Genomic DNA, 24,264 nt, shown 5'->3' on the forward strand with positions numbered 1-24,264 from the left:
CCAGAGCATGTCCCCGAAGGACATGCCCGATATCTCAGCGGCCGAGAAATTCAGCTCTGCGGCCAGCCGTCTGGCCAGCCGCTTCTGCTTGTCAGCATCAAACGTCGTCGTCTTGCACCAGGCGAAAGTAACCCGTCTGCAGGCGGCTGTAGTCTTTCAGGGCCAGGCCTTCCAGGTCCTTGACGCCGACTTCAGCAAGCGAAGCGAACAGGTTGAGTTCGCGCTGTTCGTCATCCTCGCCGGCGCCCTGTTGGGCAGCACGGATGTCGCGCACGGTCGGCGAACGCAAGCTGAGGGCATCGACCTGCACGCCATTCATTTCGGAAGGTTTGCTCAGGGTGATGGTGACGCGGTCAGCAGACACATTCAGCCAAGCGGGGATGGATTTCTTGATAGCCATTGGGTATGTCCTTGAGTTCGTGAGGAATGGGGGTTACAGGCCGAGCGCAGTGCGCTGCGCGGCCAGCTGGTCGACGCCGTCGATGACACGCTTCATGCCCAGGGCGTCGATCTCGTAGACCGTGCGCCCGTCGACCTCGAGCTTGTAGTAAGTCAGACTGACGTTGTGCTTGATCTCGGCCTTATCGCCGGCCTTCCAGTCGCCCATGTCGATCTCTTTCAAGCTGCCGCGAAGGGTGACGACCACCGGGTTGATCTTGCCCTTGAGCCCCTTGAAGGCGCCCCGGAACGTGCCGTTGAACGCGGTACCGTCGGCCAGGCCAAAGAACTTCAGGGATTCGCGGCGCACACCGGTGGTAGTGAAGGCGGCCTCCTGCTTCTCCATGCCCTGGTCCATTTCCACCGGCATGTCCATCCCGCCCGGCCGGTGCTCCTCCATCTTGAGGGTGAGCTTGGGCAGGGTCAGGCTGGGTACGTCGCCTTGGAAGCTGATGCCGTCGACGAACAGGTTCAGGTTGGCCAGGGTTTCGGGAATCATTGCCATGTGAAGCGCTCCTTATGCGGCCGAGTCGAGGACTTCGGTCAGCCATTGATTGGTGATCTCGACGCGGAAGTTCGGGTTCTCGGCCGGCGGCACATCGGTGAAGCGGATGTTCCAGTACACCTTGCCCTGCTCCAGCTGGCTGGCGGTGTTCAGCTCGGTGTCGGCGTACACCTCGAAGTTGATGATTGCGCCCTGGTTCTTGAGGTCGCGCATGAACGCCTGCAGGCCTTCGGTCACGTCCTTGACGTAGGTCGCGGTGATCGAGCGGTCTACCGCCCACTTGTGGCCGTACAGGATCGCGTCCATGACGATATCCATGGTGCGCACGCGGGTGACGAAGGCCCACTTCGGATCGCTCGACAGCGTGCGGTTGCCCCACAGGCGGTAGCCGTCATCGCGAATGATGGTGGTGATGTTGGCGTTGTTCAGCAGGTTGGCCCGGCAGGTGTCGTCGCCATCGAGGAACTCCACCGAGCGGGTGGTGCCGGTGATGCCGACGAATTCCTTGTTCGACGGCGAGGCCCAAAAGCCGTACTCGTTATCGGTCCAGGCGAACAGGCCGGCCACCCAGGCCGACGCCGGCGCGTTCACGGTCGCCTCGGCGTCGGTGTCCCAGTACTTCACGCCAGGGTCGACCATGAAGGCGCGCTTGGCGCCGAACTCGGCGGCGTAGGCCATGGCCGCCTCATCAGTGGTGCCAGGGCCGTCGATGATGGCGATGCCGCGCAGCTTGTCGGCCAGCGCCACCAGGGCGGTGCCGACGGCCTGGGTCGCGCTGTGCTTGGGGGTCACCAACAGCCGCGGCTGGGCGTTGTAGCGGCTTTTGCCGTCCAGCAGCGCCTGCAGGCCGGTACGGGTGCCATCGGCCAGCACGCCGCCGATGATCGCCGAGATCTGCGCGGCCGCGTCCTCGACCTTGGCCACGCCGCAGGCGACGATCACCGCCTTGGCGCGGGTGTAGATCGCCCGGCAGGCCTTGGTGATCGCCGAGTTGGCCCCGAAGGCGGCCACCGCCTCGCGCTCGCTGGTAATCAGCACCAGGTCATTGGCCTTGGCGGTCGGGGTGCCGTCAGCACCAGGGCCAGGAGTGAAGGTGTCGACCAGACCAATGATCGAGGACGACGGCAAGGCGATGCTGCGCGCGCCGGTGTCGACGTTGGTTACGGTAACGCCGTGAAAGAAACCGCTCATAGACTCTCCAGAAACAAGAAGGCCCCGCAGAGCAGGGCCAGGTGGTACAGCAGAAAAGAAAACGCCCCGTCAGTGCGGGGCGTCTTAAGTTTGCTCAGCGAGCCAGGCCGGGGTCGCCGGCCGATGATTTGTCAGCGGAAACTCGCCCGAGTCAGGCCAGTCACGCAGGCCGCGTCGATAGGCCTGCAGCTCGGCGTATTGCTCAGTCGTCAGCGTGGTGGCCACGCCCTCCTCCAACTCGTCGCGATGCCGGACCACCAGGCTGTCCGTGGCGGCCAGCTGCATGTCACGCCAGCCGCGTTCAACCGAGGCCAGATAGCCCGGCGTCTCCTCCGGCGCCTGCAGCACCGGATAGCCTTGGCTATTCGCCACGATCCACTTGCCCTGCAGCTGTCCGGCCTGCAGGGCGCTGTAATCCTCAGCCGTCACTTCGACCGATCCTGCCGGCACATAGCCCTGAAAGTCGAGGCTGTAGAAGCCTCCATCCGGTGCAAAATAAACCTTCATATGACCCCTTTAGCTGCCCTTGGCGCGCCAGAAATGCTGGGCGGCACTGCTGCTGCCCGAATGGGAGTAGTTGAACCCCGTTTTGGAATAGCTACCCACCTGGACAGGGCCGCCACGGCTGGCGGGTGACTGCGTGCCAGAGTCCACATAGGTCATCTGGATGTTATGGCACGCGTTAGGGAATGCCATTGGGAAGGTCACCGGGGTGATCGCGCCCGGCGCGGAGCCGCCAGTCATGCCCCACATTTCGACATCGCCATTGGGCATCTTGGAGTAACCCGAGACCGAAAAAGAGGCAGCGAACAACGGCGAGTTGCGCAGCGGCTCAGTACCGAAGTGGCAGCGCCATACGTTGGATTCTCGAATGGCCAGGAAGTCGCCGCCAGCGGCGAGCGTGTAGGGCACCGCCATTGACAGGTTGTTCATTGCCAACTGATCGCTGGCGGCAACAGTGACGCGCGCCGTGGTCGCCGTTGGCCCTGCTGAAATCAACACAGTCGCTCCCTGGGGCACTGTCGAGGTGTCCGGCAGCGTGACCATAACGCCGTTCGCCAACTCAATGCGCTTGCCAATGTCAGCAGCGGTCAGCGCACGGCTGGCGGCAATGCTGGTGGAGCCGCTGAAGCTGCCCAGGGCGCGCTGGACAAACTCGGTGGTCGCCAACTGGCGGCTGCTGTCGAACTGCGCCAGGGTGGGCCGATCCACATAGCTGAGCGCTGCGCTACCGCTGATTAGCGCCCAACTGCCGCCGGCACGCACCAATATTGCGGTATCGCCCATGTTCAACGTCAGTGACGTAACCAGGCCAGCGCCTGGATCGATGACGTCGCCACCTTGCACCACCACCGTCTGAGTACCCGAGGTGCCGGAATGCTGAATAGCAAGCGAGGCGCCTTCCACCAGCGTAGAGACCAATGGCAGGGTTACCGTGTACCCCGTACCCGACAAACGAATGACCTTGCCGACGTCGGCCTTGGTCAGGGTGACGTTAGCGCCATACGTCACCGCCCCTGAAAAGCTGCCGAGCGCGCGCTGCACAAACTCGGTGGTGGCCAGCTTCTTGGTGTTGTCGAACTGCGCCGGGGTGAGCCAGGTTTCGCCCTGCATGATGGCCGAGTAGCGCAGCAGCGCCGTACCGCCGATCAGGCGCCACAGGGAGCCGTTGCGAATGAATTCAGCGGTATCGCCTTGGCCCATGACAACGTCGCCAGGCACCCCAACCGCATCAATCGAATCGCCGGCAGCAGCCGTGACCGTAAGCGTGCCTTGGCCACACAGCAACGTCACCGTAGCGCCTGGCGTGATGGTGCCACCAGTCGGCAGCGTGGCCGTCATGGGGGTGGCCGCATTGGCAAAGGCCACCAACTTGCCGACCTCAGAAAGCGCCAGGGCGGTCGAGGCTGCATAGTTCGAATAGCCGGCATACTCCACCCCCATGCGCTTCACAAACGCGGCGTTGACCACCACCGGCGTCGTGTCGAACTGCGCAGGCGTTGGGGCGGTTGGCGTACCGGTGAAGGCCGGCGACATAAGGCGGGCGAAACCATCGGTAATGTCACGGAAGGTCAGCGCCGTGGTGCCCAGCACAATCGGGGCATCGGTGATCAGCTGCCAGATAGTGTCGGCCAGGGTCGTGCCCTGCTCGACCGCCACCACCAGTCCCGGCGTTACCTCGGCGCTGATATCCGCATCCGAGGCGCGCGACCAGGCACCCGCCGCCACGACATACAGGCCGTTTTCCTTGGCTTGCGTCTGGTTCTTGACCAGCACCCGATCGCCGGCCGCCAGCACAACACCGTCGACCGTCCGCAGACCCGACAGGGTAATGTTGGCCGTAGTGGCCGCGCGCACCGATTGCTTGTTATCCAGCTTGCTGAGTTCCTCGGTGAGCCGGCTGTCGACATATTCGCGCGTTGCCAGCACCACCGACGGGTCAATTTTCAGCTGCACGTTACTGGCATTGCTGATGACCAGATTGAGGCGTACCACCTGGGTGCGACCAGAGCCCTGACTGAGCAGCGGCTTGAAGGTCGGCGGGCAGTTGGCCACCGCCACCAGGTCGCCAGCGGCGTCATACAAGCCGATTTCACGAATCCACTTGCCGCCCACGTCGGCCGGGATGATCTGCTCGGCGATGATGATCGCCGCATTGCTCGGGTCGACCTTCAACTGATTGAGCGGTGCACGGCGCCACTCGTTGAGCAGCGCGGTTTGCGTGGCCACCGGCATCGGGTGCGGTGGATTCTCCAGGCCGGTCGGATTGCCATCGCCGACCGCCATCTGACTAAAGGTCCAGGGAACGCCCAGCGCATCCGCGTTAGCCTGCTTGGCGGCCCCGACATTGGTCAAGATCGCGTAAAACTGTGAAGTCTGGTCAACCATAGTTAACTTCCAGATAGTCAATAGTGTGGTCGCGGCCGCCACCGCCAATCTCGCCGGTGACCTCCAGGTCAACCGCTTGCGGCGGGTACACGGTGAGTTCGTCGCCGTCGTACACCGACGGGGCGAGATAGAGGCGACCGGTGGTTTCTAGGCTGATGGCCAGGCCCGTCATGTGCCGACTGACCGGGCGGGCGTCGTCAATCAGCCACGTCAGCTCCTGATAGGTCTCTTCACTGATGCCCTCCTCAGCCACGCCGACCTTGAGCGCGAAGGTGCCCGGCACGCCCTGGGGCACGGTCTGCCACCACTCGGTGACCTCGATCAGGTAGCCGAACGGCTCGACCACCCGGCGCAACGCGCCGATGGTCCCCTTGTGCGCATGGATGTAGAACGACGAGCGAATCACCGAGCGCTTGACCGCCTCTGACCACCGGTCGTCCCAGCGGTCGACCGACCACGCCCAGGCCAGCAGAAACAGCAGCTCGGTCGGGCAGGTGTCGGGGTTGTAGAGGCGGCGCAACATGATCGCCAGGTCTTCGTCGGCAGCACCCTCCAGGGCGCTCTCCAGCGGCGTGCGGTTGATCGGTAACAGGCTGCTCATCAGTCACCCCGCTCGACCGTAAACCCCGTGCACCAGGCCGCTTGCGACTTGCTCGGACGGATATCAGACCAGCCGGTCAACTCGACGCGGCTGACCCCGTCGATATGCAACTGGGCGTCGACCGCCGAACGGGCGACCTCAACCCCCAGCCGTCGGCGTGGGTTGATCCATTCGGCCAGGCGCGCGTTGCACAGGGCCAGCACACCCTCGCTTTCCGGCCCGGTGCTCGCCATGTACAGCTTGGCGTTGATCTGATACGGCAGAATCTCGGCGCTCTGCACAATCACCCGGTCCGCCACCGGCCGCACATCGTCGTCGTTCAGATAGTCGCCCACCGTGGCCAGCAGCTCGGCCGAGGCCGTGCCGTTGCCCTCCAAGCCCAGTACCGTGACATGCACCACGGCCGGCGTCGGGCTTTCGGCGGTGGCGTCGGCCACCAGGCCCGAGGCGTTGCGCGCATGCAGGATGTAGCTGTTACGCGGGCCGGCCGTGGTCAGCCCCTCATACACCAGCTGCACCCGCTCACGCAGGGCGTCGTCGACTTCCATCACCTTGGCCACCGGCGGCACCGCCGTCAGGTCCTCGGCCTGGACCACCAGCCGCGACAAGCTGACGTTGGCGGCCAGCTGATCGAGGTCGGAGCCCTTGGCGTAAGCCAGCATCAGCGCCTTAGCGGCATCGTTGATCCGCGAGCGGTTGAGCAGCTTGCGGTAGGCCCCGACCTCCAGCAGCTTGGTGACCGGGTCGCTCTCAAGGTTCGCGCTCCAGTTGTCGCCCATCAGCGCCTTGAAGGTGGTCAGGTCGTCCTGATACAGCTGCTCATAATCCAAGTCTTCCAGCACTTGCGGCGTCGGCAACTGGGACAGGTCAATGGTACTCATGCGCTTACCTCGATCACCACGCTGTCACCCACATAGGTACCGGACAGCGACAGGGTGACCTGCCCGCCCAGCACCGCCACCACGCGCACGCGCTCCAGCTGCAAACGCGGCTCCCAGCGCCCCAGGGCGCGCGCCACCTCAGCCAGTACCGCGCTTTTCCAGCCCTCGTTAACGGGCAGGTCGACGTAACGGCGCAGGCTACTGCCGTACTCCGGGCGCATGCGCCGACTGCCGACGGGCGTGGTCAAAATGTCCTCAATGGACTGTTTCAGGTGGGCGACGCCGGAGAGCGGCTGCCCGGTGCGGCGATCCAGTCCGATCATGGGCTATCCCTGCTGCTCGAAGTCGGGGCGCTTGCGGAGGTAAGCGATGGCCGCCGAGTCATCACCCATCACCACCACCCGAGCACCCGTGACTCGCAATTCTCGGAAGTTCGGCATGAGCAGTACGCGTTCCGTGTACTCCTTGTCCCGGAAAGTGATCGGCTTAGCCGGTTCCGGTGCCGCGACGATCACCTGCCCCTCCACCTCAACGGTCACCTCATTTTCTGCTTTGGCCATGTGTCCTCCAGATACGAAAAAGCCCGCATCTGCGGGCTCGATTCAGTGTTTGTGGTTGGCCGTGTTGCCGGCCGTATCAATAATCCGGCCGCCACCGTTGATGTCGCCTGTGACCTGCAGAGGCCCCACGATCTTTACATTACCGGTCAAGGTGATGCTCGCTGACTCGGCCGTGATGGCGTCGTCGGTGAGGACCGCCTTGGTGCTCCCAACTTCAATGGTCACCGTGCCGGACGGCACCTTGATGGTGTAACTGCTGGCCGCCCAGTCGTAGACCAGGGAACCACCATCATCAAAACGCCAGATTTCGACATGGTCGCGGTTGTCTGGCTGGTCACCGGCGTTCCCGTACAAGCCTGCCACGAAGGTGCCCTGCGCCGGCTCGCCGCTCGGGCTGACCAGCACGCCCTGCTCGCCCAAGCTCGGCGACCGCCAGTGACGGGCCTTGCCGGCAGCCTGCGCGTGCCAGCGAACCCAGGCGCTCGTCCAGTTACCGCCATCCGAGACGCGCACACGCGCCGCAGCCAGGTCAACAGCCACCACCGTGCAGGGGATCACCAAGCAGGCCAACATGCGGTCATGCTGGGCGGATGTGTAACTCATGCCATGTCCTCCGGCGCCTGGTACTGATGTTCGCTGCCGGGACCAGTGTCAGGGCTGAAGCCAAACACCAAACCGCCAGGCGGCTGGTTAGGCCATGGCCATTCCTCGACGCCTAGATAGATAACCTGCACCCACTCCACGACCCAAACGGCATAGCCATCCAGCTCAGGGCGAGTCCAGTCCCGCTCCGCACGGACAAATTCGGCAAACTCCACTGGCAAGCCCCAGGACTGCATACGCAGAAGCACTGCCAGCTGCGCAGCAACGAATGCCGCCACGTGCAGACAGTTCGCCTCCTCTTGCCCAACGATCACGCGGGCCTCGAACCGCGCCTCCACCGCGACCTCGCCCGTGCCTGGATCCTTTTCTGCCGCCTCGAACCCCGCCAGCTCGATCACCACTGCCGGCGGTGTGATCGTCCTGAGTCCCTCCGGCATGGTCCCGACATAGGCCAAGCCAGGGATCGCTACCTTGATGTGTTCCTCCATGGCAGCGAACACCTGCCCGAGAGGTATCGGATCGTCATCCATTGCCCGACCTCCGCAAATACTTTTGCAGCTCGAAGTTCATTTCCTGCTCCATCACTACCTGCAGGCGCTCGTGCGCTTTACTGGTCCAGGTCTCGAAGTGCGCTCGGGTGTCATCCAGCGAGATCTTCGCCTTGGCCAAGGGAAAGCGGCTGTCGTTCTCTGAGATCCAACCAGAACTGCGACCTCCGCCACCTGAGACTTCGCTGTCGGGGTAGTCCTTAGCGTCGAAGTGCTTGCTGGCCGTCCGAATCCAGATGTCTGGGCTGCCGCCATAGACACGTTTGAAAAACGCGCCCTCGTAGCGTCGCCCTGCCACCGACACACCCGAGCGGCTCTGTCGCGGCCGCCCAGCCCGACTGGCTTCGATTGGGTTGATACCGAACCACAAGCGGCCCAGCCCATTACTGGAAACCGGGAACGCCTTAAGACGCTGCCGCACTGCGGCAATTGCAATGCGCTCCTGACGCCCTACATCGCGAGCGATGTGCGTCCGAAGCCAGCGGAGAACCTTGTTGATAGCCCGCCGCTGCGCCGCCGCAACCGCCTTGGGGAACAGTTGCGCGAAGTCCTGAAAGGCCTTCAAGTCCTGCGGGTCGACCCGCAGCGAGATCATCCCGCCGAGGGCCGACTGCTTGTGGTAGCTGCCAACACTCATGGTGCTTTCCTCAGCACAAGTGTGACCAGGCCATCACCGCCCGGCTCGATCGCCACGATCGTGTAATTTCCACCGCCATCCTCAGGCGGTAGATCAATGAACACCTTCTGCCTAGCCTCGACCCCTGCGTTGTCACCGACCCGGATCACCAGGTGCGGCTCACGCAGGGCCGTGCGAATCTGGCCGAGCTTGGGCTGGAGCCAGGGCGCGGAGAACATGCCGAGCACCTCGCGCCCCTCGATCTGCGCCGGATCGCCCAACACCTCGAAAACGGTGTCGTCAACGTCGGCCAGCAGTTCACGGAAGGCCATGGTCAGATCGTCAAGCGGATGACGGTGCGAGGGCGGGTGCAGATGTGCAAGGGGTTGGACTGGGCCTCACCGTCAATGCCCTTACCGAAAGGCATTTCCTCGATCTTGCTGTAGTACGGCAAGCCCTCTGTATTGACGGTCTCGATGTAGTCCGCCGGCGCGTAGATCGACAGGAACAGATCCGAGACACCCTCTGGCACCAGGCGGGCCTCGTCATCGGGCACGTAGGCCTTGCCGCCGACCTTGCCGCGATAGCGCTCCCAGCTGATGCCGCCGAACTCGAAGCCCTCTCGCCCATCACCCCGCAGGGCGGCGGCTTGCTGGCTGCCCTTGTAGGTCTCGACCACCGACGGGTGAGCGATCAGCTTCTTCCAGAAAGTTTTGCCACAGAACGCACGCGCCCCGGTGGTGGTGACATTGCCGAGCGCGTCCTCCTGCATATCCAACGCGTCAACGCATTGAGCCTGGATGTTGGTGTTCGGATCGTTGAGGCCCATCGCCAGCGACTGTCGGTTGACCCCAAACATTTTGTAGATGTCCAGCAGCACCGACGAGCCGTCGGCGTCGAGCACTTGGCCATTAACTGCGCCCATGCGGTGATACTCGTGAGTAGCGTCCAGCTGGCTCCGCGCCTTGCCCAGCCGCTTGTTTACTACCGCCTGAACGGCCTGCAGCTCAGTGGTGGAGCCGAACGCACGAATGCCCTGGATCTCGTCAGCCTTGATCGAGAAACGCTGCGGCAGGTGAATGGTGTTGAAGGGGATGAGCTTCCGCTTGCTACCACCGACCACAAGGCCAGAGGTTCCGCGCTCACCAGCAGGCACCAGAGCGAGCGTATCGCCGTCCTTTTCGATCTGAACGGTCAGGGTCTGGACGCCCTCTTCGCGGAACAGTCCCAGAGCCGCCAGCCGGCCTGGCACATATTCCTGCTCGTTGATGGCCGCAGTCAGGGCAGCAACGCCGAAGGCATCGTCTTGAAAAATGGCAATCTCAGCCATGGTGTACTCCAGAAAGTAAGAACCCCGCTCAGGGCGGGGTTGGGAGAAAAGAAAGGGTCAGATCAACGCAGGATGATAAAACTCGCCGCCAGTGACTTTTCCGCATCACCGTCGAGGCCCGTCAACAGGGCTTCGGTGACCTCGGCCAGCCGCACCACAGCGCGCCCACGTCGCGAGACATCCGACTCACCGAGGGGGGCGAAGAGAATGCAGACCGCGTTCTCACTACCGTCTTCAGCCTCTGGGTTGTAGGGCGCAAACTCGCCGCTTGCCGTCACCAGGCCGAGCAGCTGGCCAGCGACCAGAGCCGGACCGGCGACGATGTTGATGGCTTCGCGAGAGATCTTCCCCGCACCTTCAGAAAGCAGAAACTCACCGGCGTGGACCGGTTCCTGTTGGATGGTGCTCATGCTCGTGCTCCTTTTGTGGCGGCCTGCCGGCGGGCAGCCCAGATGTCGGTTGGGTTGGGTAGCTGCGCTTTGACCGTCTCTTGCTCGTCGTCGGCCGGGGGCAGGCTGTTGTCGATTTCGAAGCCCTTGCCGGAGCTGACAAGCTTCTCGAATAGCCGCGCCCGCACTGCATCAGGCTCCAGGCCTGCCTTAACGTATTCGGCGGTCAGTTCCGGCAGCCGGGCCGACACGCAGAGGTTGTGGATGCCCTTGGCACGCTTCAACGCGGCCTGCACCGTGGCCGCGTCCGTCAGCTTGGTGGAAGCGATGAGCGGCTCGACCAGGTTGCTGATCCCTGCCTTGGCGCAGTCCTGGGTGATCATCAATGCCAGCGCAGTCGAGTCGCCTGGGTCAGGGGCTGGAGGCTCGGTCGGGGCTGTCGGGTCACTGCCCGTAGCTTCCGGCTGTTCGGCCAACTGATCCAGCAGCGCCTTCGGCGTCTGCCGGTATCGCTTCATCGCGGCACCTTGACCGAGGCACGCCTTGACCTCGACCCCGTTGCCCACTTCATCGGCCAGGCCCAGCGCGAGAGCCTCTTGTGCGGTCAGCCAGGTCTCATCGTTGACCATGCGCCGTAGCTCGGCGTCGTCGATGTCCGGCGCCTTGGCCTTGTAAGCCGCGATGATCGCCTCGAAAGTCTGGTCGAGAACGTCAGCCACCCGCCGCAAGTCCTCGGCATCGCCGCTGGTCCATGTCCACGGGTTGTGCACCATCAGCATTGCATTCGAAGCCATCACCAAGCGATAGGCTCCGCACGCAGCGACGCTACCCGCGCTGGCCGCCAGCGCGTCGACACGAGCTGTGCAGCGCTCGCCCAGCCGGTTCAACGCATTGTGAATGGCCAGCCCGTCGAACAGATCGCCGCCGATGGTGTTGAACGCCACCACCACCGGGGAAACACCATCATCGATCGCCTTCAGGTCTTGAATGAATTCATTCGCGGTGATGCCCCAGCCGCCGATTTCACCGTAGATGTAGATCTCGATGGGCGTGGCGTCAGTCTTGGCATCGCCCCGATTCTCAGCCGCCGCGCTGATCTTGTACCAGTGTTGGTCTTCGACTTTCTGTACCGAAGACGCCTTGTTGAAGATGCGGAACGGCATCAACTTTTTCATTTCTTCCCCTTGTCGCTGGACTCGTCGGGGTCATCCTCGACGGCCGGCAAGCTGCTGTAGTTAAGGCCCAGGGCTTTCGCCCGGGCGATATCGGCGGCGTTTTCTTCGTCGACCACTTCCGCATCCGTACCGTTGCGTAGGCAGACCTCACTACGCGACGCAAAGCCTGCAGCGATCTCCATGCTGCGAGACTGAACGTCCTGCACCGGGTGGATGTAGGCCCAGCCTTGGGGCACCCAACGGGTACGCTGGTACTCGCGGCGCCGCTGCGCGTAGTCCGCTAGGTCGAGCGCACCGGCTAGCACCGCCATGTCCATCCAGGCTCTGCGCACCGGTCGACACAGCTGATGGACGTAGACCTGAAACTGAAGCTGCTCCAGCCGGCGCCGGAACTCAGTAAGCACCACACGGATTGCCCTGTCGTTCACGCCCTGCATGTCGCCGGTCATGAGTTCGTAGGGCAGTCCCGACCCCGCAGCAGCGGCCATCAGCTGCTGCCGCATAAAGTCGGGGTAGTTATTCCCAGCGTCTGGCGGGTCCGAGAACTCGACCTGCTCACCAGGCAGCAGCTCCTGCATCGTGCCGGGTTCCAGTCCCACCATCGGGGTGAATCCGTCGCGGTCGTACTTGACCGGTGCCCCGGTTAGCGGATCAAGTTGCGGCGGGCCATCCGGTGCCGGCTTGCGAACGAAGCCGGCAAACAGGTTGGCCACCTCTTGGCGGAACAGCACCGCGTCGTCAAAGTTGTCCAGGCTGCGTAGACGCTTCAAGACAGGCGCCAAACGCGGCACGCCGCGAAGCTGGCCGGGCTCCAGAGGCTCGAACACGTGCAGCATCTGCTCGGCCGGGATCCGCACCAGCTGGTTGTAGCCCACATTCAGCGAGGTCTTATCGCTGGGGTGGTTGCGATAGCACCAGTAGGCCACGCGCCGGCCCATGGCGTTGAATTCGATGCCGGCCCGTATGACGTTGCCGAAGCGGGTCATTTCGAACTTGTCGTGGGGGACAAACTCCGGCGATAGGCACTGCAGCTGAAGCGGCACAACGTAGCCATCCTCCAGCCGACGCGGGCGCAGGCGAATGAAGCACTCACCCGATTGCTCTACCGTGCGTGCCACCAGTGCTTGCAAGCCATAGAAGTCAGTGAGCTGATCGGCATCCGCCTCATCCACCCAGTCCTCCCACAGTTCCTGCATTACCTTGCGGATCGCCTTGTCGAGCAGTCGCGGGTGCGGCGTGATGCCAGTACCGATCAGGTTGCTGACGCGTTTGTCGATCACGTTGGCGGCGTAGGGGTCATTGCGCACCGCACTGCGGGAGCGGGAGCGCAGGTTGCGCAAGGCCGGCATGATCAGGCTGTTCACGCCGGTATCCGGCGCATCCCATCCTGATGAGCGCCGTCCCTCGGCGGCGCCTTCGTAGCTGGCCTTGATCCGCTCGGGCACCAGGATGCCCGAACGACCGAGGGATAAGTAGCGTCCACTCACAGCCCCTTGCCTCCGTGGAATACGCGCACTACGCGGGAGCGTGGCCCGGCGGCATTCGTCAGCTCAGCGCGGATCAAGTCGCGAGCCTTGATGAGCTCGTCCACCGTTCGATACTCGACGGTACGGTCCGAGTAGCGAACGATCTTTTCACCGCGCGCAATCGCCCGCTCGACAGCGTCGAGGTGTGCTTTTGTGTAGGCCATGTCAGCGTCTCTTCAGGTAGCCGCTGCTGGAGCTGCGGCGTTGCATGGGTTGGGGCGCGGCCCTTGGAGCCGCCGGTTGTGGCGGTGATGGCGGTTCGGTGCGCTTGACCGGAACAGACACAGGGGCCGAGGAATGGCTCTCTTCGTCCTGGTCGTCGGTTTCAGGCTCACTGGCCTGAGGCCGGGCTGGCTCCGGTTCGCCCTGCTCGAACAAGTTGGCCTGCGCGAGCGCCTGCCGCAGCTTGTTCCAGTCCTGTTCGCCGTAGCGGTGGAGGCCGAGGAAGTTGGCCATGGCCAGGTTGTACACCATCAGGTCGAGCGCCTCGTTGCGCTCGGCCTTGCCCTTGACCCACTCAATCCGCTTGTAGCCCTTCACGTAGCGGGCGACCTTTCGTTCAGCCACGCACTGCTGGAAGAACTCGTCGGGCAGGTCCTTGGCGAAGTGCAACGCACCAGGCCCTTTGTCGAAGCTGTAGCGGTTGTAAATCCAGTCCTTGGCCGTGTCGGTACCAACGATCCAAAGCTCCGCGCCGTTACGCTCGGTTTGGCCCTTCCAGGTGACGTCTACTTGCGACGGGCGCTGGGCGATCACAGGGCGACCCGGTTTGCTTGCCCCCTTGAGCGCGAAGACGTTGCGCCAGCGGCGCACGCGGGTGAACTGGTAGACCTCATGGGTGTGATGACCACCAGAGTCGATACCGGTGGCCAGGATGCCGAGGCTAACGCCACAGGGATGCCTGTACCGAACCTTAAGCCGCTCGTCCAACAGCGACCAGGTACGCTCATCGGCCGGATCGCCGGGAATCACCTGGTGATCAACCACCCAGCGCTCCATGCCTGCCCCCCAGGCCATCACCATCAGCTCCAGGCGGTTGGCCTGAACATCGACGGAGGCCGTCAAGGCAAGCGCACCCACGGGCAGGGTGCCAAGGAAGTAGTCTTCTTGCAGCGCCCGGGCCTGCAGCACCTCGGCCTTAGTCTGCTCGACTGCGCTGTCCCAGACCTCTGCAAGCCTGGTGTTGTAGAACACCTGCATGGGCTCAAGATCGCCGCGATCCTGGGCACGCTTTGCCCCCTCGAACTCGCGGGCCAGCATGGTCCAAGAATGCCAACCCAATGGTGCATAGAGCGCATTGAGGTGGAAGCTCACTGTCTCGCCATCGCCCTGGGCATGGGCTCGCCACTCACCCTTGGCCAACATCTCTGCCTTATGGTGCTCCTCGATCAGCACATCACACTCAGGCCCTTCGCACTGGTAATGCACAGTGCTGAAGTCAGGGGAGTAAAGCAGGCGCTCCCACTTCAAGACCTGCATGTGCCCACAGGTAGGACACGGTACGTAGTAGTGCCGCTGATCCCCCATCATGAACAGATCATCGATCCGCGAGGCCCCCTTGATGAGCGGGGAGCTGGAGAAATAGAACTTGGCATTGCGGCCGAAGGTACTGCCCCGCGCTTCAGCCAGCTTGATGCCATCGCCCTCTTGGTCGACGTCAACGTCCCAGCGGTCGACCTCATCACCGTAGACATACCGAGCCGACAGCTCCGACAGGTTAGCTGCTGAGCCCGCAGTGGTGGCGTATAACGTGCCACCCTCGAACTCTTTGGTGTCCATGGTGTTACGGGCATCCCTGGAGCGGTTAGCCGCAACGCGCGACTTGAGTTCTGGCGTTGCGTCAATTGTCTTGCCGATCCGGGATGACACGCGCTTGGCCAGACCCAGGCTGGGCAGCAGCGTCAGGATATTGGATGGTGCCATGTGGATCAGGGCGCCGATCCAATTCAGGGCGATCTGCGTCTTCATCAGCTGCGAGGCAACCTTGGTCACCACTCGCTTGCACGGGTGCGCGGGAGAAAGACAGCGCATCGGTTCACGTGCGTAAGGTGTGCGTGCGGTGCGATATTTGCCGGGTTCGGCGGCGCCGGTATCACGCGGGATCCGCATGTACTCGTCCGCCCATTCATCAACCCACAGTTCGGGGTCAGGCGTCAGCCCTCGGCAATACGCTTCGCGGTACACCTCGGCACCGTCTGCGTATCCGGTGGGCATAGGCTCAGCTCTGTGTGATGGCTTGATTGAGGTCGGCGTCGCTCATCTTGCTGACCTCGGTTAGAACGCGGCGGAAGGCGCCGGCGAGATGCTTTTCGATCTCCCAAGGGTCACTCATACCCACCAGCTCGGCGGCGAGCTGCGGCGCGAGCCCGAATAACTGGTCGCGCAGCATCCGGCCCGCCATGTAAGCCGCATCTTCCACTGCTTTACGCTCGACCAGGCTGCCCTGGACTTTGTTGAACTCAGCTTCGGCCAGCTGGGCGAGGTAGTACTCGCGGTGCGCCTTCGCTTTCTGGAAGTTGTGAGCCCCGCCGGGTGACGGATCCGGCTGGGGCACCGCAAGTGGGCCGAGGCCGGGCTGGAGCTGGCTTCGAACATCCCGCTCGACGCGGTTCTCCTCATGCCGGGCAGCGACAGCTGCCTTGCTCGGATCGGCGGACTCGGCCAGCAGCAGCTCAGTGGCCTCGACGTCGACCTTGCCATCGTCGGTCAGCACTAAGCGTTCCTGCTTGGCCAGTTTGGAAACGTAGGATTTCGACCATCCGTGCCGGGCGGCGAACTCCGATTTCGTCAGGTGGGTCATGTCGAAACGTCCAGTTCACCCAATGAATTCAGGGGGTTAACCAGTTCACCGCAGTTCACTAAGCTGGTGAACCTCCCGCTAACAAAGAAGCGCGGGTTTCCGGTCCCGTACCCCCGCCATATCACCAGGGTCCCCGGCCTTGGCCAGCAGCCCGTGGGTCTCCGGTGTTCGCGAGGCATCAGCAACACCGACAACACCGGCCACGTGGCTTCTCTTGGTAGCGGCCGGTGGCCAACGCCATGCTCAATGCTTGTACAAGCGCTTCTTTGGGGGTTTCTTCCAAAGTCTTGTGCCAGTAATGTCTCGCACGCGGAAAATCGCAATCTCGACGCACCTGCATGTCGATGTGACGCACCACTTGCTCCCAGGTTTGGGGGCTGTTTTTCTCTTCTTCAGGAGTCAAGGACATGACCACCTCCAACATTCAGAAATTTGATGAGATCACCGGTCGGGTGTTTGGTGCTCTCTATGAAAACTTCCCAGTACCGGATTACCTACTCATCAAGGACTTCCTGGACGATGGCTTCTCTTACGATGAGCATGCACAGGGAGACTTCCCCAATCAGAACGGGGAGTTTTTCTTCGCTTGTGTCGAGTGGCTATCAGAGGCGGGGTATCTGCGCTTTAAAAAGAAACTGGATTACGCAGGCTTTGAAGAGGTCGTACTGACCGCTAAAGGCCTTGAGGCCCTCAAAGCTGTTCCCTCTAGCCTTACCAAAGGGCCATCCTTAGGCGACCAACTGGTTGACGCCACAAAGAGCGGCACCAAAAACATCCTTGGCAGTCTGGCAGGCGAGGTACTTTCGGTCGGCTCCCGTCTTGTGTCAGCGCATCTGGGATTACCGGTTTAACTCACTCGACGCTAGGGCGACTGGGCGGAGCCAATTCGCTGACGCCCAGCCGCTTGGCGGCCCAGCGCTCGTAGAGGTTGATCGCCACATCGGCGCCCGCCATCGCGGTCAGGCAACCAACCGCCGCCGCCGCCCATACCGAAACACCGAGGGCGTACAGCAGCATGTTGGTCGACAGCCCGCAGGTGACGCAGGCACCCGAGCGCAGAGCCAACCGGCGAATCAGCCCCCAACCGCGAGCACCCGCCTTGTCCGCCCGCCACATCTCTCCCGACACACCGCCGACCAGGGACAGCACTATCACCATCCAGATCGGCAGTTCGGCTAACGCTTGTTGCTCGCTGTTCATGTAAGCCTCATTGGCAAAGCACGGCGCCGGAAAAAGAAAACCCCGCCAATTGGCAGGGTTCTCGATGCACCGATAAATCGGGGCGGGTTGCACAGCACAGTGCTTGTTGGGTCAGCGCCTAAGCGCACTTTTCACATCGTGGTGACTTTTTACAGGCCACCGGAAAAACCGAAAAGGGGCGGTTTTCGGTTATCCGCTTCGGCGCTACTTCGGCGCACCTTCGGCGCACGCTCGGCGCATAGTGACCCGACGAACGGTTTGCTGCCGGACGCGACCAGCGCGGGCCGCAAGGATTGCAAACACCTGCAGATGCAGGGCTTTTACCCAGTTGCGATAGGTGCGATCTGCGTCTTCCGCCAGCCCAACCACCCGCATTTGCTCCCGAATGGTGAAGCCCAGGACGTAGCGCATCTCCGCCAGCTTTGCCAACGTTTCCCCCCGCTTGTCTCGCCGCCCCAACTGGATGACAGCAGCATCTACTTCTGCTGCTGAGTGATTCATGCCGGCACCGGCAACCAGGATGCGATGACCCGACGCGCCACCGCGAGGCGCAGCCCCCTTCCATTCCATGATTGTCCCCATCTGGCTACCCAGACTCGCCTTAAGCCCAACCAGGCGACGCTGTTCTCCCCAGTGGTGCATCAGTTCCCCCACCAGGCGCAGGCGCTCGGCAGGATCAATAAGCTCTGCCATATCGATCTCGTGCTGCGTGACCCGCAGTAGAGGACCCACTTCCTGATCCATGCTCATTGCGATTCCCCCCAAACCTGTACCCAACACACATTGCCAAGGCCCGACACAAACCCAACACAAATAAAACCCAACGAAATCAGTTGATTAGATGAAAGTGTGTTGAGTGTGTTGGGTTTGTTGGGTTTATTGGTTCTCGCATAGAGATTTTTTTCTTCGTTGATGGCAGTGCAAATAATTACGCGCACGCGCGCGTGCGTGGACAAACCCAACACACCCAACACACCACCCGTGCAAGCCAATGATTTTGGGTAATCCGACTGTGTTGGGTAGACCGATCCAACCCGACACAAACCCAACACACCCAACACACAAATAGAGGTAGTCATGCCGCGAGCACCCTCTTCACGTGGTCCCAGCCATCAACGTTCCAGCCAGCCAACTTCGCCCTGGCACGCCACTCGACGACGTTCTTGCCCAGCTCGGCCGACTTCATAGATGGGGGCAGGGAAGGATCACCATCGTCAGGAAAGAAGAACGCGGCGAATCGTCGGTTATTGCCATCGGTCCAAGGGATCGCACGGGTCTTCTCAACCTTCGCGCTGAGCATCAGTGAGAACTTCGTCTGGCTCATCACGCCTTCCCGGTTGTGCGAGCACCACTCGGCAAACATGGCGTACACATCGCTTGTCAGCGCACAGCCCCACAGGCCGTGCCCCAACTCACCAGCACGCCAGAGATAGAAGAAGGTCTGCCAAGCAGTGCGGCTCAACTCGACCAAGCGCTGGCGAGCCTCGGTCTTGGGTGGTCGCGTACGCTGGTTGAACTCTCCCAGCTCGACATCAAGCAGCCAGCCGTACAAGGCAGCCACTCCACCATTCGCCAGTTCCCGGCTGATCGCTTTCTGGCGCTCCGGCGGTAACGTCTCAAGGGGCCACATCACCAGCATCCGGCGGTCGTCTTCGCTGATCGGCCACGGCATGATCTCGTTGCTGAGGAACGCCGAGTTCATATGGTTGGCCTCTTCCCAACCGTTGATGAACTTCGACTCCATGCGCACCGTTTTGCCAGTGATCATGTGTTTGATCTTGCCTACCTGGTTGTAACGCTGGTCGCGGCTGACAACCTCTTCAAACACCGCCCACAGCTTGCGGCTCTGCCAGGCGTTGAAACTGCCTTCCAACTGGGTCTGCCCGACCGTCGCACCATACTGCCCATACAGCTCGCCCATTACGTCCGCGAACATGAGGCTTTTGCCAGAGCCCTCCATGGTGGAGTGGAACAGGATCGCCGTGTCCATCTTCGCGCCCATATGCTGCAGCGGATAAGCCAGCCATTTGATGAGCCACTCAAGCGCCTCCGCATCGTGGTTGCACAGGAATGAGATCAGCCAGCGCAAGTTCTCGCAGGCCGCGTCATTACGCACGGGCTCGAGCGGCAAACCCTCGAAGGTGTTGATGTAGATGGCCGGATCTTTGGTCATGGTCGGATCGAACACGATGTGGTCCACGTCGACAACACGGCGATCCTGGCTGTTCAGCCACCACTTGTATTCGTCACCCAAGGCCATCTTGACCGCGCCTTCAGGGATACGGCGCTTCTTCTCCCGATCCCAGACATCCTTGGTGCCGTCGATGTAAACGTACCGCTCAATGGGATCCAGCTTCAGGGCGCCGCCCTTCTTAGCCGCCAACCTTTTAACCTGCTCCAGCTCTTTCACTTGGTCGAGCGACATCAGCTTTTTGTCTGTCCGCTCCATCCACTGCTTAACGAGGGGCTTGCCAACCAGCGCCTCGAACCCGGCGCGCTTCATCGACTGGCCTTTGTCGAGATCCCACACGTTAGTGGATCCCTCGACCAGGGCGAATCGACGCATGGCGCTCTTCAGCACAAGACCATCCGCCCCCTCCCCCCCGGAGGCCGAGGAGGCGGCCGAGCTGGGCGCTTCAACGTCCGATGGGGCGTGGGGAAGCTGCTCGGCATCGCTGTCGGCAAGCGGAGGCAGCTCGGTCTGGTCGACAACCGATGGGGCATGGGGAAGCTCACCCAATGGCGGCGGCGCAGGCGGACGGGACTTCGCGTCAATACCGAGGATCCGAGCAGCCGCCCTGGTCGCCGCCTTCTGATCACCGTCGTGCATCAGGATGCAGAACACATCAAACGCATCATTCTTGTGTCCGTTGGCCAGCGGGTCAGAAGTGTGATGCGAGTAGAGCTTGCCATCCTTGATGGTTACACCTGGCAGCCCTGAACTGCTGTGTGGGCTCAACCACTTCCCATCGACGCGCTTGTAACCATGCGCCTCAATCATCGTGGCGATGTCATGGACGCGGTTGAATTCATGGATGACCTCGGGGAGCCGGTCACCAGATCGAGCTGCAGCTGGCAAAGACTTGGCCAGGGGACGAACTTCAGGGGCAGGCGTTGCCGCCTTCGGCTTCCAAGGGCAAACAGCCTCCCCCTTCGGCTTGAACTCATCCCAATCCTGCCAGATGGCCAACAAGTCGGCCGGCAACTCTGGCAAACCGTCTGCAGTCGGCGCTGTACGCCATGTGTAAGGCTTGCGAGTACCTGGGTGGATGGATGGCGGCAATACGTCCTGCACCAAACCGCCCCTCAGCTCGAAAACCGTGACTTTTTTAAACGGCTCAGCCGCCATGCGGAAAGCCGCCTCGCGGCCTGTATCACCCTCGTCCATGGCAGCCTTCACTTGCACCATGAGCCCTTTGTAGATAGTGCCATCTGGATCGTTCTTGTTTGGCCAAACCAAGGCGTGGCGACTCAGCTCCACTCCCTCAGGAACGCGGAACATCACGCGGAATCGTTCGGGGTTGCCCACAGAGGTGGGATACGCATCAGCGAGTGCGTCGACATCGAGCCCAAGCGTTTGCTGCAGTACCTGCCGGGTCAGCTCGACATCATCAACATCCAGCGAACAGACACGACTCGGCCCAAGCACAACACCGAGGTTGTGGTTCGGGCTCGCAGTCCAAAACGCCTCAGCCTTCGAGGCGTCCGTGAAGTAGCCACCAGGCTTATTCCAGCCAGCACCCTTCGGCCCTTTCTCGCCTGGTTCAATCGGAACCAAGGCGAGATCGAAGGCTTCAATGTACCGCCGCGCCCAATCAGCTGTGATAGAGGTTGGGCGCTCGCTCATCTGCGGCGCTCCCGCAGTTCCTGGCAGCTGATGCAAGTCTCGCACCCCGCCACCAGTTGCTGCCGCACCTCCGGGATTGGTTCATCGCAGTCTTCGCAGAACTGCGCGCTCGGCCTAATCGCTGGACGAACGCGGCGCTGAAGCGCCACCTGCAGGTGGTAGTCGGCCTGGTCGTTGGCCACATCGATCACATCAGCCATGAGCTTCGTCCTCCATGGCCTGACGGGCACCCGCCATGATGGCCAGCACCTGGCGGATCACATCCATGCCGCGCTGCTCAAGGTCGAGCACTTCGGCAGCTGTCCATACGTTGTCAGCGGCGCCGTCGTGCAAAGTACCGACAAACTCGCTGGACTCTTCGAGCAGCTTCGCTACCGCCTGCAGGGCTTCATTGGTCGCTGGGACAGGCTCCGGGCGGTACCAGACGGCACCTGCCGGGCGGACGAGCGCATCAAGCAGCCGTGGATCAGCAGTCCAGCGGACGATCTCTTCAATCTCGTCCGGGCTGGGCCAGCGACGCTCTTCGGTGGGGTGAAGTTTCTTCTGCAGGGCATCCACGTCCATGACCATATCGAAGGCCAGTTTGGTGATGCCGCCGTGATAGTCGCGACCAGCGCGATAGAGCGCCTGGCGCAATGCGAGGACCGGACCGGCGTCCGGCAATAGATCAACGCGACTCATAACCGTAAATCCTCGGTTTACGGTGTAGTCACAGGGCTTTCAACGTCCTATCCTGTGAATACGACCGATGTGTTGTGCTTTGCGTGCTGTGCGGGCATTTCACGCGGTTCTAGTCATCCGGCGAATCTTGTGGTGAGAGGCAGCCGGATGGCGGGCTTTACGGTGCTACGCACCGTCAACGTTGAGCTGGGGAGATTCTTGTGGTGAGAGGCCCCAGTTCAACGATCCTTTCTTTCTGCAGGGCGGCGCCGCTTGCCGAGCAGGCGGATTTCTATGAATTCGTATCCCCCCTCCCCATCGCAACGCACCCTGATATCTCGCTTCGAGTTGAGCATCTGTGATACCGCGCTCTGGGAAACTCCAAGCAGCTCAGCTAGCTGTGGCTGAGTACGCCTCTCTGCAAACTCGCGTAAGGGCACACCTATCTTGTCTTCCATCCTTAAATCCTCAGTGAGGCCTGATCGAGATATTAGCCTGACTTCTTTTTTCGAGCAACGAAAAAAGACGCCTGACTGTTTTGAAAATAACAGCCACGCTTATACAGTCGAAGGCATGAGACAAGATCCCCACCAAGGCTCCAATGCCACAGCGCCTCACGAGGCAGACGAAAGCGTGCGCAAAGAAGAAGCGGCACGCCTGAAAAAGATTTATCAGGACCGGAAGCGATCCGACCCTAGCCTCAACCAGGAACGGATTGCCGACCTGTGCGGATGGGCCGGCCAGAGCGTGGTCAGCCAGTACATGAATGCCAAGATTGCGCTCAACCTGTCCGCACTTATGAAGTTTGCGGGTGTACTTTCCTTTGACCCGAAAGAGGTTAGCCCTCGCCTTCTTGAAGAGCATCATGGGCTACACATCGAACACCCGAAGCCCAAATCACAGGCCTCCATGCACCACTGGGCACTCGACCCAATCGAGGTCTGGGATGATGAGACGCCTCTCGGTCCTGACGAAGTCGAGATTCCTTTCTTTCAAGAGGTGGAAGTCTCCGCCGGTACCGGATCTGCAGTAATGCTGGAAACTAATGGCAGGAAGCTTCGCTTCGGAAAGCGGACCCTACGGAAGAAAAATGTGGATCCTAGTGCCGCAGGTTGCGTTCCGGTAAAGGGCAATAGCATGGAGCCGGTGCTTCCAGATGGCAGTACCGTAGGCGTCAACACGGATGCCAAAACCATCATCGATGGGAAAATGTATGCCCTGGACCACGATGGGCTCCTCCGCGTAAAACTTCTTTACCGGCAACCAGGTGGCGGAATCAGGCTTCGTAGCTACAACGCAAGTGAGTACCCTGATGAGCACTACGATGCTCAGTACGCAAGCGAACACATCCGCATCATAGGCCAGGTTTTCTGGTACTCAGTGCTGCTCTAAACCCCCTCCCCCGAAGGCCGCTTGCGCGGCCTTTTTTTTGCCCAATCAGTTCTGCTCATCCAAAAAAGATTGACAGCTAATATTAGCCAGACTAATTTCTGTGCCGTAGCGCCTCTCACCACAGGAATTAGCTATGGCACACACCACATCCACACCATGCAACATCTATTTGCACCCAACCACCTGCAGTCGCCCCTCAACCGTTGAAGCCTTTCAACGCTCTACCGGGCTTCGCTTAGTCGTCTCCCCTGCCGGTCATGTCCGCGCCATCCCCAATGGGGGTGAGGCATGAACGAATTCACCATCAATCTGCGTCGAGTGATGCTTCTGGAAGGGACGTTGGAGCACGGCGGCAGCGCCACCTGCCCGCTGCGACGCCCTGAAACCATCGTTGATGCTCACATCCAGGTGGAGAACGACGACCGCGATCATCACCTACAGGTCCGCTTCGGTCCGTTCACGGGCTCGATCACGCTGCGCCGCGGCGACTCGACCAAGTACATGTCCCTGCGCGACTTTCTGCAGGACGTGGCCAATGGCCGAACTGAGTCAGGACAACAGATCCAGCGCGCTATCGCCCTGATGGAAGCGCTGGACTATGTGAGCCAGGTATTACCAGAAGGCTTGCATGCCTACATCACTCCCACAACCGACGAGCACCGCCCCTTCGGCACCGTTGTGACCAACGATCAGGGAGAGGTCTACGCGACTGCATACGGCAGCTGCAAGACCGCGCTGGCCGAAGCAGTGCGCACCAAGCTCGGCCAAATCCCCGTGGGGCGTGGGGAGCACCCATGACCGACACGCTTGGGCAGCTACGCAAGCAGTGGACAACTCCCTGCCCGACATTAACTGCGGTGCGTGAGCACTACTTCCCCCACATCAAGACAGACCGCCGGTTCAGGGAGTTGATCAACGCCGGAAAGATTGGGCTGAAGCCTACAAAGCTGCACCACTCAGCCCGAGCGCAGTACGTGATTTACCTGCACGACCTCGCCGACTACCTCGACACCCAAGCGAAGCAGACGGCATAGCAGAGGCGGCCCCGGCCATCAGGGGCATCGCATCCAGCACCAGGCCATCACCACAACACCGGCCGGTGCTGGGCACTTT

General features: G+C 61.7%; 31 protein-coding genes. 4 read left to right on the plus strand and 27 right to left on the minus strand.

The features are described 5' to 3' along the window. Positions 1-97 precede the first annotated feature (97 nt). The 21 genes from N430_RS02065 to N430_RS29205 form a co-directional block, all read right to left on the minus strand. Positions 98-400, minus strand: coding sequence for a phage tail assembly protein (locus N430_RS02065; protein WP_165837329.1), 303 nt, complete (start codon positions 398-400; stop codon positions 98-100). A gap of 33 nt (positions 401-433) precedes the next feature. Next, positions 434-943: a phage major tail tube protein gene (locus tag N430_RS02070; protein WP_110631439.1), complete on the minus strand. Its 510-nt coding sequence runs from the start codon at positions 941-943 to the stop codon at positions 434-436. A gap of 12 nt (positions 944-955) precedes the next feature. Beyond that, positions 956-2,134 (minus strand): phage tail sheath family protein, encoded by a 1,179-nt coding sequence (locus N430_RS02075; protein WP_110631436.1) that lies wholly within the window; start codon positions 2,132-2,134, stop codon positions 956-958. An 84-nt stretch (positions 2,135-2,218) separates the two neighbouring features. Beyond that, on the minus strand, positions 2,219-2,641 hold the full coding sequence (locus tag N430_RS02080; protein ID WP_110631433.1) for a phage tail assembly chaperone: 423 nt from the start codon (positions 2,639-2,641) through the stop codon (positions 2,219-2,221). Between the two features lie 9 nt (positions 2,642-2,650). After that, positions 2,651-5,023: a phage tail protein gene (locus N430_RS02085; protein ID WP_110631430.1), complete on the minus strand. Its 2,373-nt coding sequence runs from the start codon at positions 5,021-5,023 to the stop codon at positions 2,651-2,653. After that, entirely contained in the window at positions 5,016-5,624 is a 609-nt protein-coding gene (locus N430_RS02090; protein ID WP_110631427.1) for a phage tail protein I, read from the minus strand. The genes N430_RS02085 and N430_RS02090 overlap by 8 nt, the downstream gene beginning before the upstream one ends. Next, positions 5,624-6,505 (minus strand): baseplate J/gp47 family protein, encoded by an 882-nt coding sequence (locus N430_RS02095; RefSeq protein WP_110631424.1) that lies wholly within the window; start codon positions 6,503-6,505, stop codon positions 5,624-5,626. Before N430_RS02095 ends, N430_RS02090 begins: the two co-directional genes overlap by 1 nt. Beyond that, positions 6,502-6,828, minus strand: coding sequence for a GPW/gp25 family protein (locus N430_RS02100; RefSeq protein WP_110631421.1), 327 nt, complete (start codon positions 6,826-6,828; stop codon positions 6,502-6,504). Before N430_RS02100 ends, N430_RS02095 begins: the two co-directional genes overlap by 4 nt. A 3-nt stretch (positions 6,829-6,831) precedes the next feature. Then, a complete protein-coding gene (locus N430_RS02105) occupies positions 6,832-7,065 on the minus strand; it encodes a hypothetical protein (RefSeq protein WP_256592038.1) in 234 nt (77 codons plus the stop codon). 42 nt (positions 7,066-7,107) lie between these two features. Next, entirely contained in the window at positions 7,108-7,668 is a 561-nt protein-coding gene (locus tag N430_RS02110; protein ID WP_110631418.1) for a phage baseplate assembly protein V, read from the minus strand. Next, on the minus strand, positions 7,665-8,198 hold the full coding sequence (locus N430_RS02115) for a hypothetical protein (RefSeq protein ID WP_110631415.1): 534 nt from the start codon (positions 8,196-8,198) through the stop codon (positions 7,665-7,667). The genes N430_RS02110 and N430_RS02115 overlap by 4 nt, the downstream gene beginning before the upstream one ends. After that, a complete protein-coding gene (locus N430_RS02120) occupies positions 8,191-8,853 on the minus strand; it encodes a hypothetical protein (RefSeq protein WP_110631412.1) in 663 nt (220 codons plus the stop codon). The genes N430_RS02115 and N430_RS02120 overlap by 8 nt, the downstream gene beginning before the upstream one ends. Next, positions 8,850-9,164 (minus strand): hypothetical protein, encoded by a 315-nt coding sequence (locus tag N430_RS02125; protein ID WP_110631409.1) that lies wholly within the window; start codon positions 9,162-9,164, stop codon positions 8,850-8,852. Before N430_RS02125 ends, N430_RS02120 begins: the two co-directional genes overlap by 4 nt. Before the next feature lie 2 nt (positions 9,165-9,166). Then, positions 9,167-10,162, minus strand: a complete 996-nt coding sequence (locus tag N430_RS02130) for a major capsid protein (RefSeq protein ID WP_110631406.1) — start codon at positions 10,160-10,162, stop codon at positions 9,167-9,169. 62 nt (positions 10,163-10,224) lie between these two features. Continuing rightward, a complete protein-coding gene (locus N430_RS02135; protein WP_110631403.1) occupies positions 10,225-10,572 on the minus strand; it encodes a head decoration protein in 348 nt (115 codons plus the stop codon). Further along, the gene (locus tag N430_RS02140; protein WP_110631400.1) at positions 10,569-11,726 is read right to left on the minus strand and encodes a head maturation protease, ClpP-related; all 1,158 of its coding nucleotides are present in this window, start codon (positions 11,724-11,726) and stop codon (positions 10,569-10,571) included. Before N430_RS02140 ends, N430_RS02135 begins: the two co-directional genes overlap by 4 nt. Beyond that, positions 11,723-13,213, minus strand: coding sequence for a phage portal protein (locus tag N430_RS02145; RefSeq protein ID WP_110631397.1), 1,491 nt, complete (start codon positions 13,211-13,213; stop codon positions 11,723-11,725). The genes N430_RS02140 and N430_RS02145 overlap by 4 nt, the downstream gene beginning before the upstream one ends. Then, positions 13,210-13,416 carry a phage head-tail joining protein gene (locus tag N430_RS02150; protein WP_110631394.1) on the minus strand — a complete coding sequence of 69 codons (207 nt, stop codon included), beginning with the start codon at positions 13,414-13,416 and terminating at the stop codon, positions 13,210-13,212. The genes N430_RS02145 and N430_RS02150 overlap by 4 nt, the downstream gene beginning before the upstream one ends. Position 13,417: 1 nt before the next feature. After that, on the minus strand, positions 13,418-15,466 hold the full coding sequence (locus N430_RS02155; protein WP_110631392.1) for a phage terminase large subunit family protein: 2,049 nt from the start codon (positions 15,464-15,466) through the stop codon (positions 13,418-13,420). Positions 15,467-15,470: 4 nt separating this feature from the next. Further along, positions 15,471-16,052, minus strand: a complete 582-nt coding sequence (locus tag N430_RS02160) for a terminase small subunit (protein WP_110631388.1) — start codon at positions 16,050-16,052, stop codon at positions 15,471-15,473. A 178-nt stretch (positions 16,053-16,230) separates the two neighbouring features. Continuing rightward, positions 16,231-16,461 carry a hypothetical protein gene (locus tag N430_RS29205; RefSeq protein WP_133248817.1) on the minus strand — a complete coding sequence of 77 codons (231 nt, stop codon included), beginning with the start codon at positions 16,459-16,461 and terminating at the stop codon, positions 16,231-16,233. Between N430_RS29205 and N430_RS02165 the strand changes: the two genes are divergently transcribed. Further along, the gene (locus tag N430_RS02165) at positions 16,460-16,903 is read left to right on the plus strand and encodes a hypothetical protein (protein WP_110631385.1); all 444 of its coding nucleotides are present in this window, start codon (positions 16,460-16,462) and stop codon (positions 16,901-16,903) included. The genes N430_RS29205 and N430_RS02165 overlap by 2 nt on opposite strands. 1 nt (position 16,904) lies before the next feature. On the opposite strand, the gene N430_RS02170 is transcribed toward N430_RS02165, so the two are convergent. The 6 genes from N430_RS02170 to N430_RS02190 form a co-directional block, all read right to left on the minus strand. After that, positions 16,905-17,252, minus strand: a complete 348-nt coding sequence (locus N430_RS02170; protein WP_110631383.1) for a phage holin family protein — start codon at positions 17,250-17,252, stop codon at positions 16,905-16,907. Positions 17,253-17,456: 204 nt separating this feature from the next. After that, the gene (locus N430_RS02175; RefSeq protein WP_256592041.1) at positions 17,457-18,002 is read right to left on the minus strand and encodes a hypothetical protein; all 546 of its coding nucleotides are present in this window, start codon (positions 18,000-18,002) and stop codon (positions 17,457-17,459) included. Beyond that, entirely contained in the window at positions 17,999-18,331 is a 333-nt protein-coding gene (locus N430_RS29400; protein ID WP_146232688.1) for a hypothetical protein, read from the minus strand. Before N430_RS29400 ends, N430_RS02175 begins: the two co-directional genes overlap by 4 nt. Next, positions 18,328-21,099 (minus strand): bifunctional DNA primase/polymerase, encoded by a 2,772-nt coding sequence (locus tag N430_RS02180; RefSeq protein ID WP_110631380.1) that lies wholly within the window; start codon positions 21,097-21,099, stop codon positions 18,328-18,330. Before N430_RS02180 ends, N430_RS29400 begins: the two co-directional genes overlap by 4 nt. Continuing rightward, positions 21,096-21,299 (minus strand): TraR/DksA C4-type zinc finger protein, encoded by a 204-nt coding sequence (locus tag N430_RS02185; protein ID WP_110631378.1) that lies wholly within the window; start codon positions 21,297-21,299, stop codon positions 21,096-21,098. The genes N430_RS02180 and N430_RS02185 overlap by 4 nt, the downstream gene beginning before the upstream one ends. Next, positions 21,292-21,780 carry a phage regulatory CII family protein gene (locus tag N430_RS02190; protein WP_110631375.1) on the minus strand — a complete coding sequence of 163 codons (489 nt, stop codon included), beginning with the start codon at positions 21,778-21,780 and terminating at the stop codon, positions 21,292-21,294. The genes N430_RS02185 and N430_RS02190 overlap by 8 nt, the downstream gene beginning before the upstream one ends. Positions 21,781-22,332: 552 nt before the next feature. Between N430_RS02190 and N430_RS02200 the strand changes: the two genes are divergently transcribed. The 3 genes from N430_RS02200 (at position 22,333) to N430_RS02210 (ending at position 24,185) form a co-directional block, all read left to right on the plus strand. Continuing rightward, complete coding sequence (locus N430_RS02200; RefSeq protein ID WP_110631369.1) at positions 22,333-23,151, plus strand: helix-turn-helix transcriptional regulator; 819 nt, start codon at positions 22,333-22,335, stop codon at positions 23,149-23,151. A 288-nt stretch (positions 23,152-23,439) separates the two neighbouring features. Continuing rightward, a complete protein-coding gene (locus tag N430_RS02205; RefSeq protein ID WP_110631365.1) occupies positions 23,440-23,949 on the plus strand; it encodes a hypothetical protein in 510 nt (169 codons plus the stop codon). Further along, a complete protein-coding gene (locus N430_RS02210; protein WP_110631362.1) occupies positions 23,946-24,185 on the plus strand; it encodes a pyocin activator PrtN family protein in 240 nt (79 codons plus the stop codon). Before N430_RS02205 ends, N430_RS02210 begins: the two co-directional genes overlap by 4 nt. Positions 24,186-24,264: the final 79 nt, after the last annotated feature.

The organism is Pseudomonas sp. CC120222-01a, assembly GCF_003097235.1.
Classification (GTDB): Bacteria; Pseudomonadota; Gammaproteobacteria; order Pseudomonadales; family Pseudomonadaceae; genus Aquipseudomonas.

Coding starts and splice junctions, on each gene's coding strand:
- N430_RS02065 (WP_165837329.1), bottom strand. CDS start 400: ATGGCTATCAAGAAATCCATCCCCGCTTGGCTGAATGTGTCTGCTGAC.
- N430_RS02070 (WP_110631439.1), bottom strand. CDS start 943: ATGGCAATGATTCCCGAAACCCTGGCCAACCTGAACCTGTTCGTCGAC.
- N430_RS02075 (WP_110631436.1), bottom strand. CDS start 2,134: ATGAGCGGTTTCTTTCACGGCGTTACCGTAACCAACGTCGACACCGGC.
- N430_RS02080 (WP_110631433.1), bottom strand. CDS start 2,641: ATGAAGGTTTATTTTGCACCGGATGGAGGCTTCTACAGCCTCGACTTT.
- N430_RS02085 (WP_110631430.1), bottom strand. CDS start 5,023: ATGGTTGACCAGACTTCACAGTTTTACGCGATCTTGACCAATGTCGGG.
- N430_RS02090 (WP_110631427.1), bottom strand. CDS start 5,624: ATGAGCAGCCTGTTACCGATCAACCGCACGCCGCTGGAGAGCGCCCTG.
- N430_RS02095 (WP_110631424.1), bottom strand. CDS start 6,505: ATGAGTACCATTGACCTGTCCCAGTTGCCGACGCCGCAAGTGCTGGAA.
- N430_RS02100 (WP_110631421.1), bottom strand. CDS start 6,828: ATGATCGGACTGGATCGCCGCACCGGGCAGCCGCTCTCCGGCGTCGCC.
- N430_RS02105 (WP_256592038.1), bottom strand. CDS start 7,065: ATGGCCAAAGCAGAAAATGAGGTGACCGTTGAGGTGGAGGGGCAGGTG.
- N430_RS02110 (WP_110631418.1), bottom strand. CDS start 7,668: ATGAGTTACACATCCGCCCAGCATGACCGCATGTTGGCCTGCTTGGTG.
- N430_RS02115 (WP_110631415.1), bottom strand. CDS start 8,198: ATGGATGACGATCCGATACCTCTCGGGCAGGTGTTCGCTGCCATGGAG.
- N430_RS02120 (WP_110631412.1), bottom strand. CDS start 8,853: ATGAGTGTTGGCAGCTACCACAAGCAGTCGGCCCTCGGCGGGATGATC.
- N430_RS02125 (WP_110631409.1), bottom strand. CDS start 9,164: ATGGCCTTCCGTGAACTGCTGGCCGACGTTGACGACACCGTTTTCGAG.
- N430_RS02130 (WP_110631406.1), bottom strand. CDS start 10,162: ATGGCTGAGATTGCCATTTTTCAAGACGATGCCTTCGGCGTTGCTGCC.
- N430_RS02135 (WP_110631403.1), bottom strand. CDS start 10,572: ATGAGCACCATCCAACAGGAACCGGTCCACGCCGGTGAGTTTCTGCTT.
- N430_RS02140 (WP_110631400.1), bottom strand. CDS start 11,726: ATGAAAAAGTTGATGCCGTTCCGCATCTTCAACAAGGCGTCTTCGGTA.
- N430_RS02150 (WP_110631394.1), bottom strand. CDS start 13,416: ATGGCCTACACAAAAGCACACCTCGACGCTGTCGAGCGGGCGATTGCG.
- N430_RS02155 (WP_110631392.1), bottom strand. CDS start 15,466: ATGCCCACCGGATACGCAGACGGTGCCGAGGTGTACCGCGAAGCGTAT.
- N430_RS02160 (WP_110631388.1), bottom strand. CDS start 16,052: ATGACCCACCTGACGAAATCGGAGTTCGCCGCCCGGCACGGATGGTCG.
- N430_RS02165 (WP_110631385.1), top strand. CDS start 16,460: ATGACCACCTCCAACATTCAGAAATTTGATGAGATCACCGGTCGGGTG.
- N430_RS29205 (WP_133248817.1), bottom strand. CDS start 16,461: ATGTCCTTGACTCCTGAAGAAGAGAAAAACAGCCCCCAAACCTGGGAG.
- N430_RS02170 (WP_110631383.1), bottom strand. CDS start 17,252: ATGAACAGCGAGCAACAAGCGTTAGCCGAACTGCCGATCTGGATGGTG.
- N430_RS02175 (WP_256592041.1), bottom strand. CDS start 18,002: ATGAGCATGGATCAGGAAGTGGGTCCTCTACTGCGGGTCACGCAGCAC.
- N430_RS29400 (WP_146232688.1), bottom strand. CDS start 18,331: ATGACTACCTCTATTTGTGTGTTGGGTGTGTTGGGTTTGTGTCGGGTT.
- N430_RS02180 (WP_110631380.1), bottom strand. CDS start 21,099: ATGAGCGAGCGCCCAACCTCTATCACAGCTGATTGGGCGCGGCGGTAC.
- N430_RS02185 (WP_110631378.1), bottom strand. CDS start 21,299: ATGGCTGATGTGATCGATGTGGCCAACGACCAGGCCGACTACCACCTG.
- N430_RS02190 (WP_110631375.1), bottom strand. CDS start 21,780: ATGAGTCGCGTTGATCTATTGCCGGACGCCGGTCCGGTCCTCGCATTG.
- N430_RS02200 (WP_110631369.1), top strand. CDS start 22,333: ATGAGACAAGATCCCCACCAAGGCTCCAATGCCACAGCGCCTCACGAG.
- N430_RS02205 (WP_110631365.1), top strand. CDS start 23,440: ATGAACGAATTCACCATCAATCTGCGTCGAGTGATGCTTCTGGAAGGG.
- N430_RS02210 (WP_110631362.1), top strand. CDS start 23,946: ATGACCGACACGCTTGGGCAGCTACGCAAGCAGTGGACAACTCCCTGC.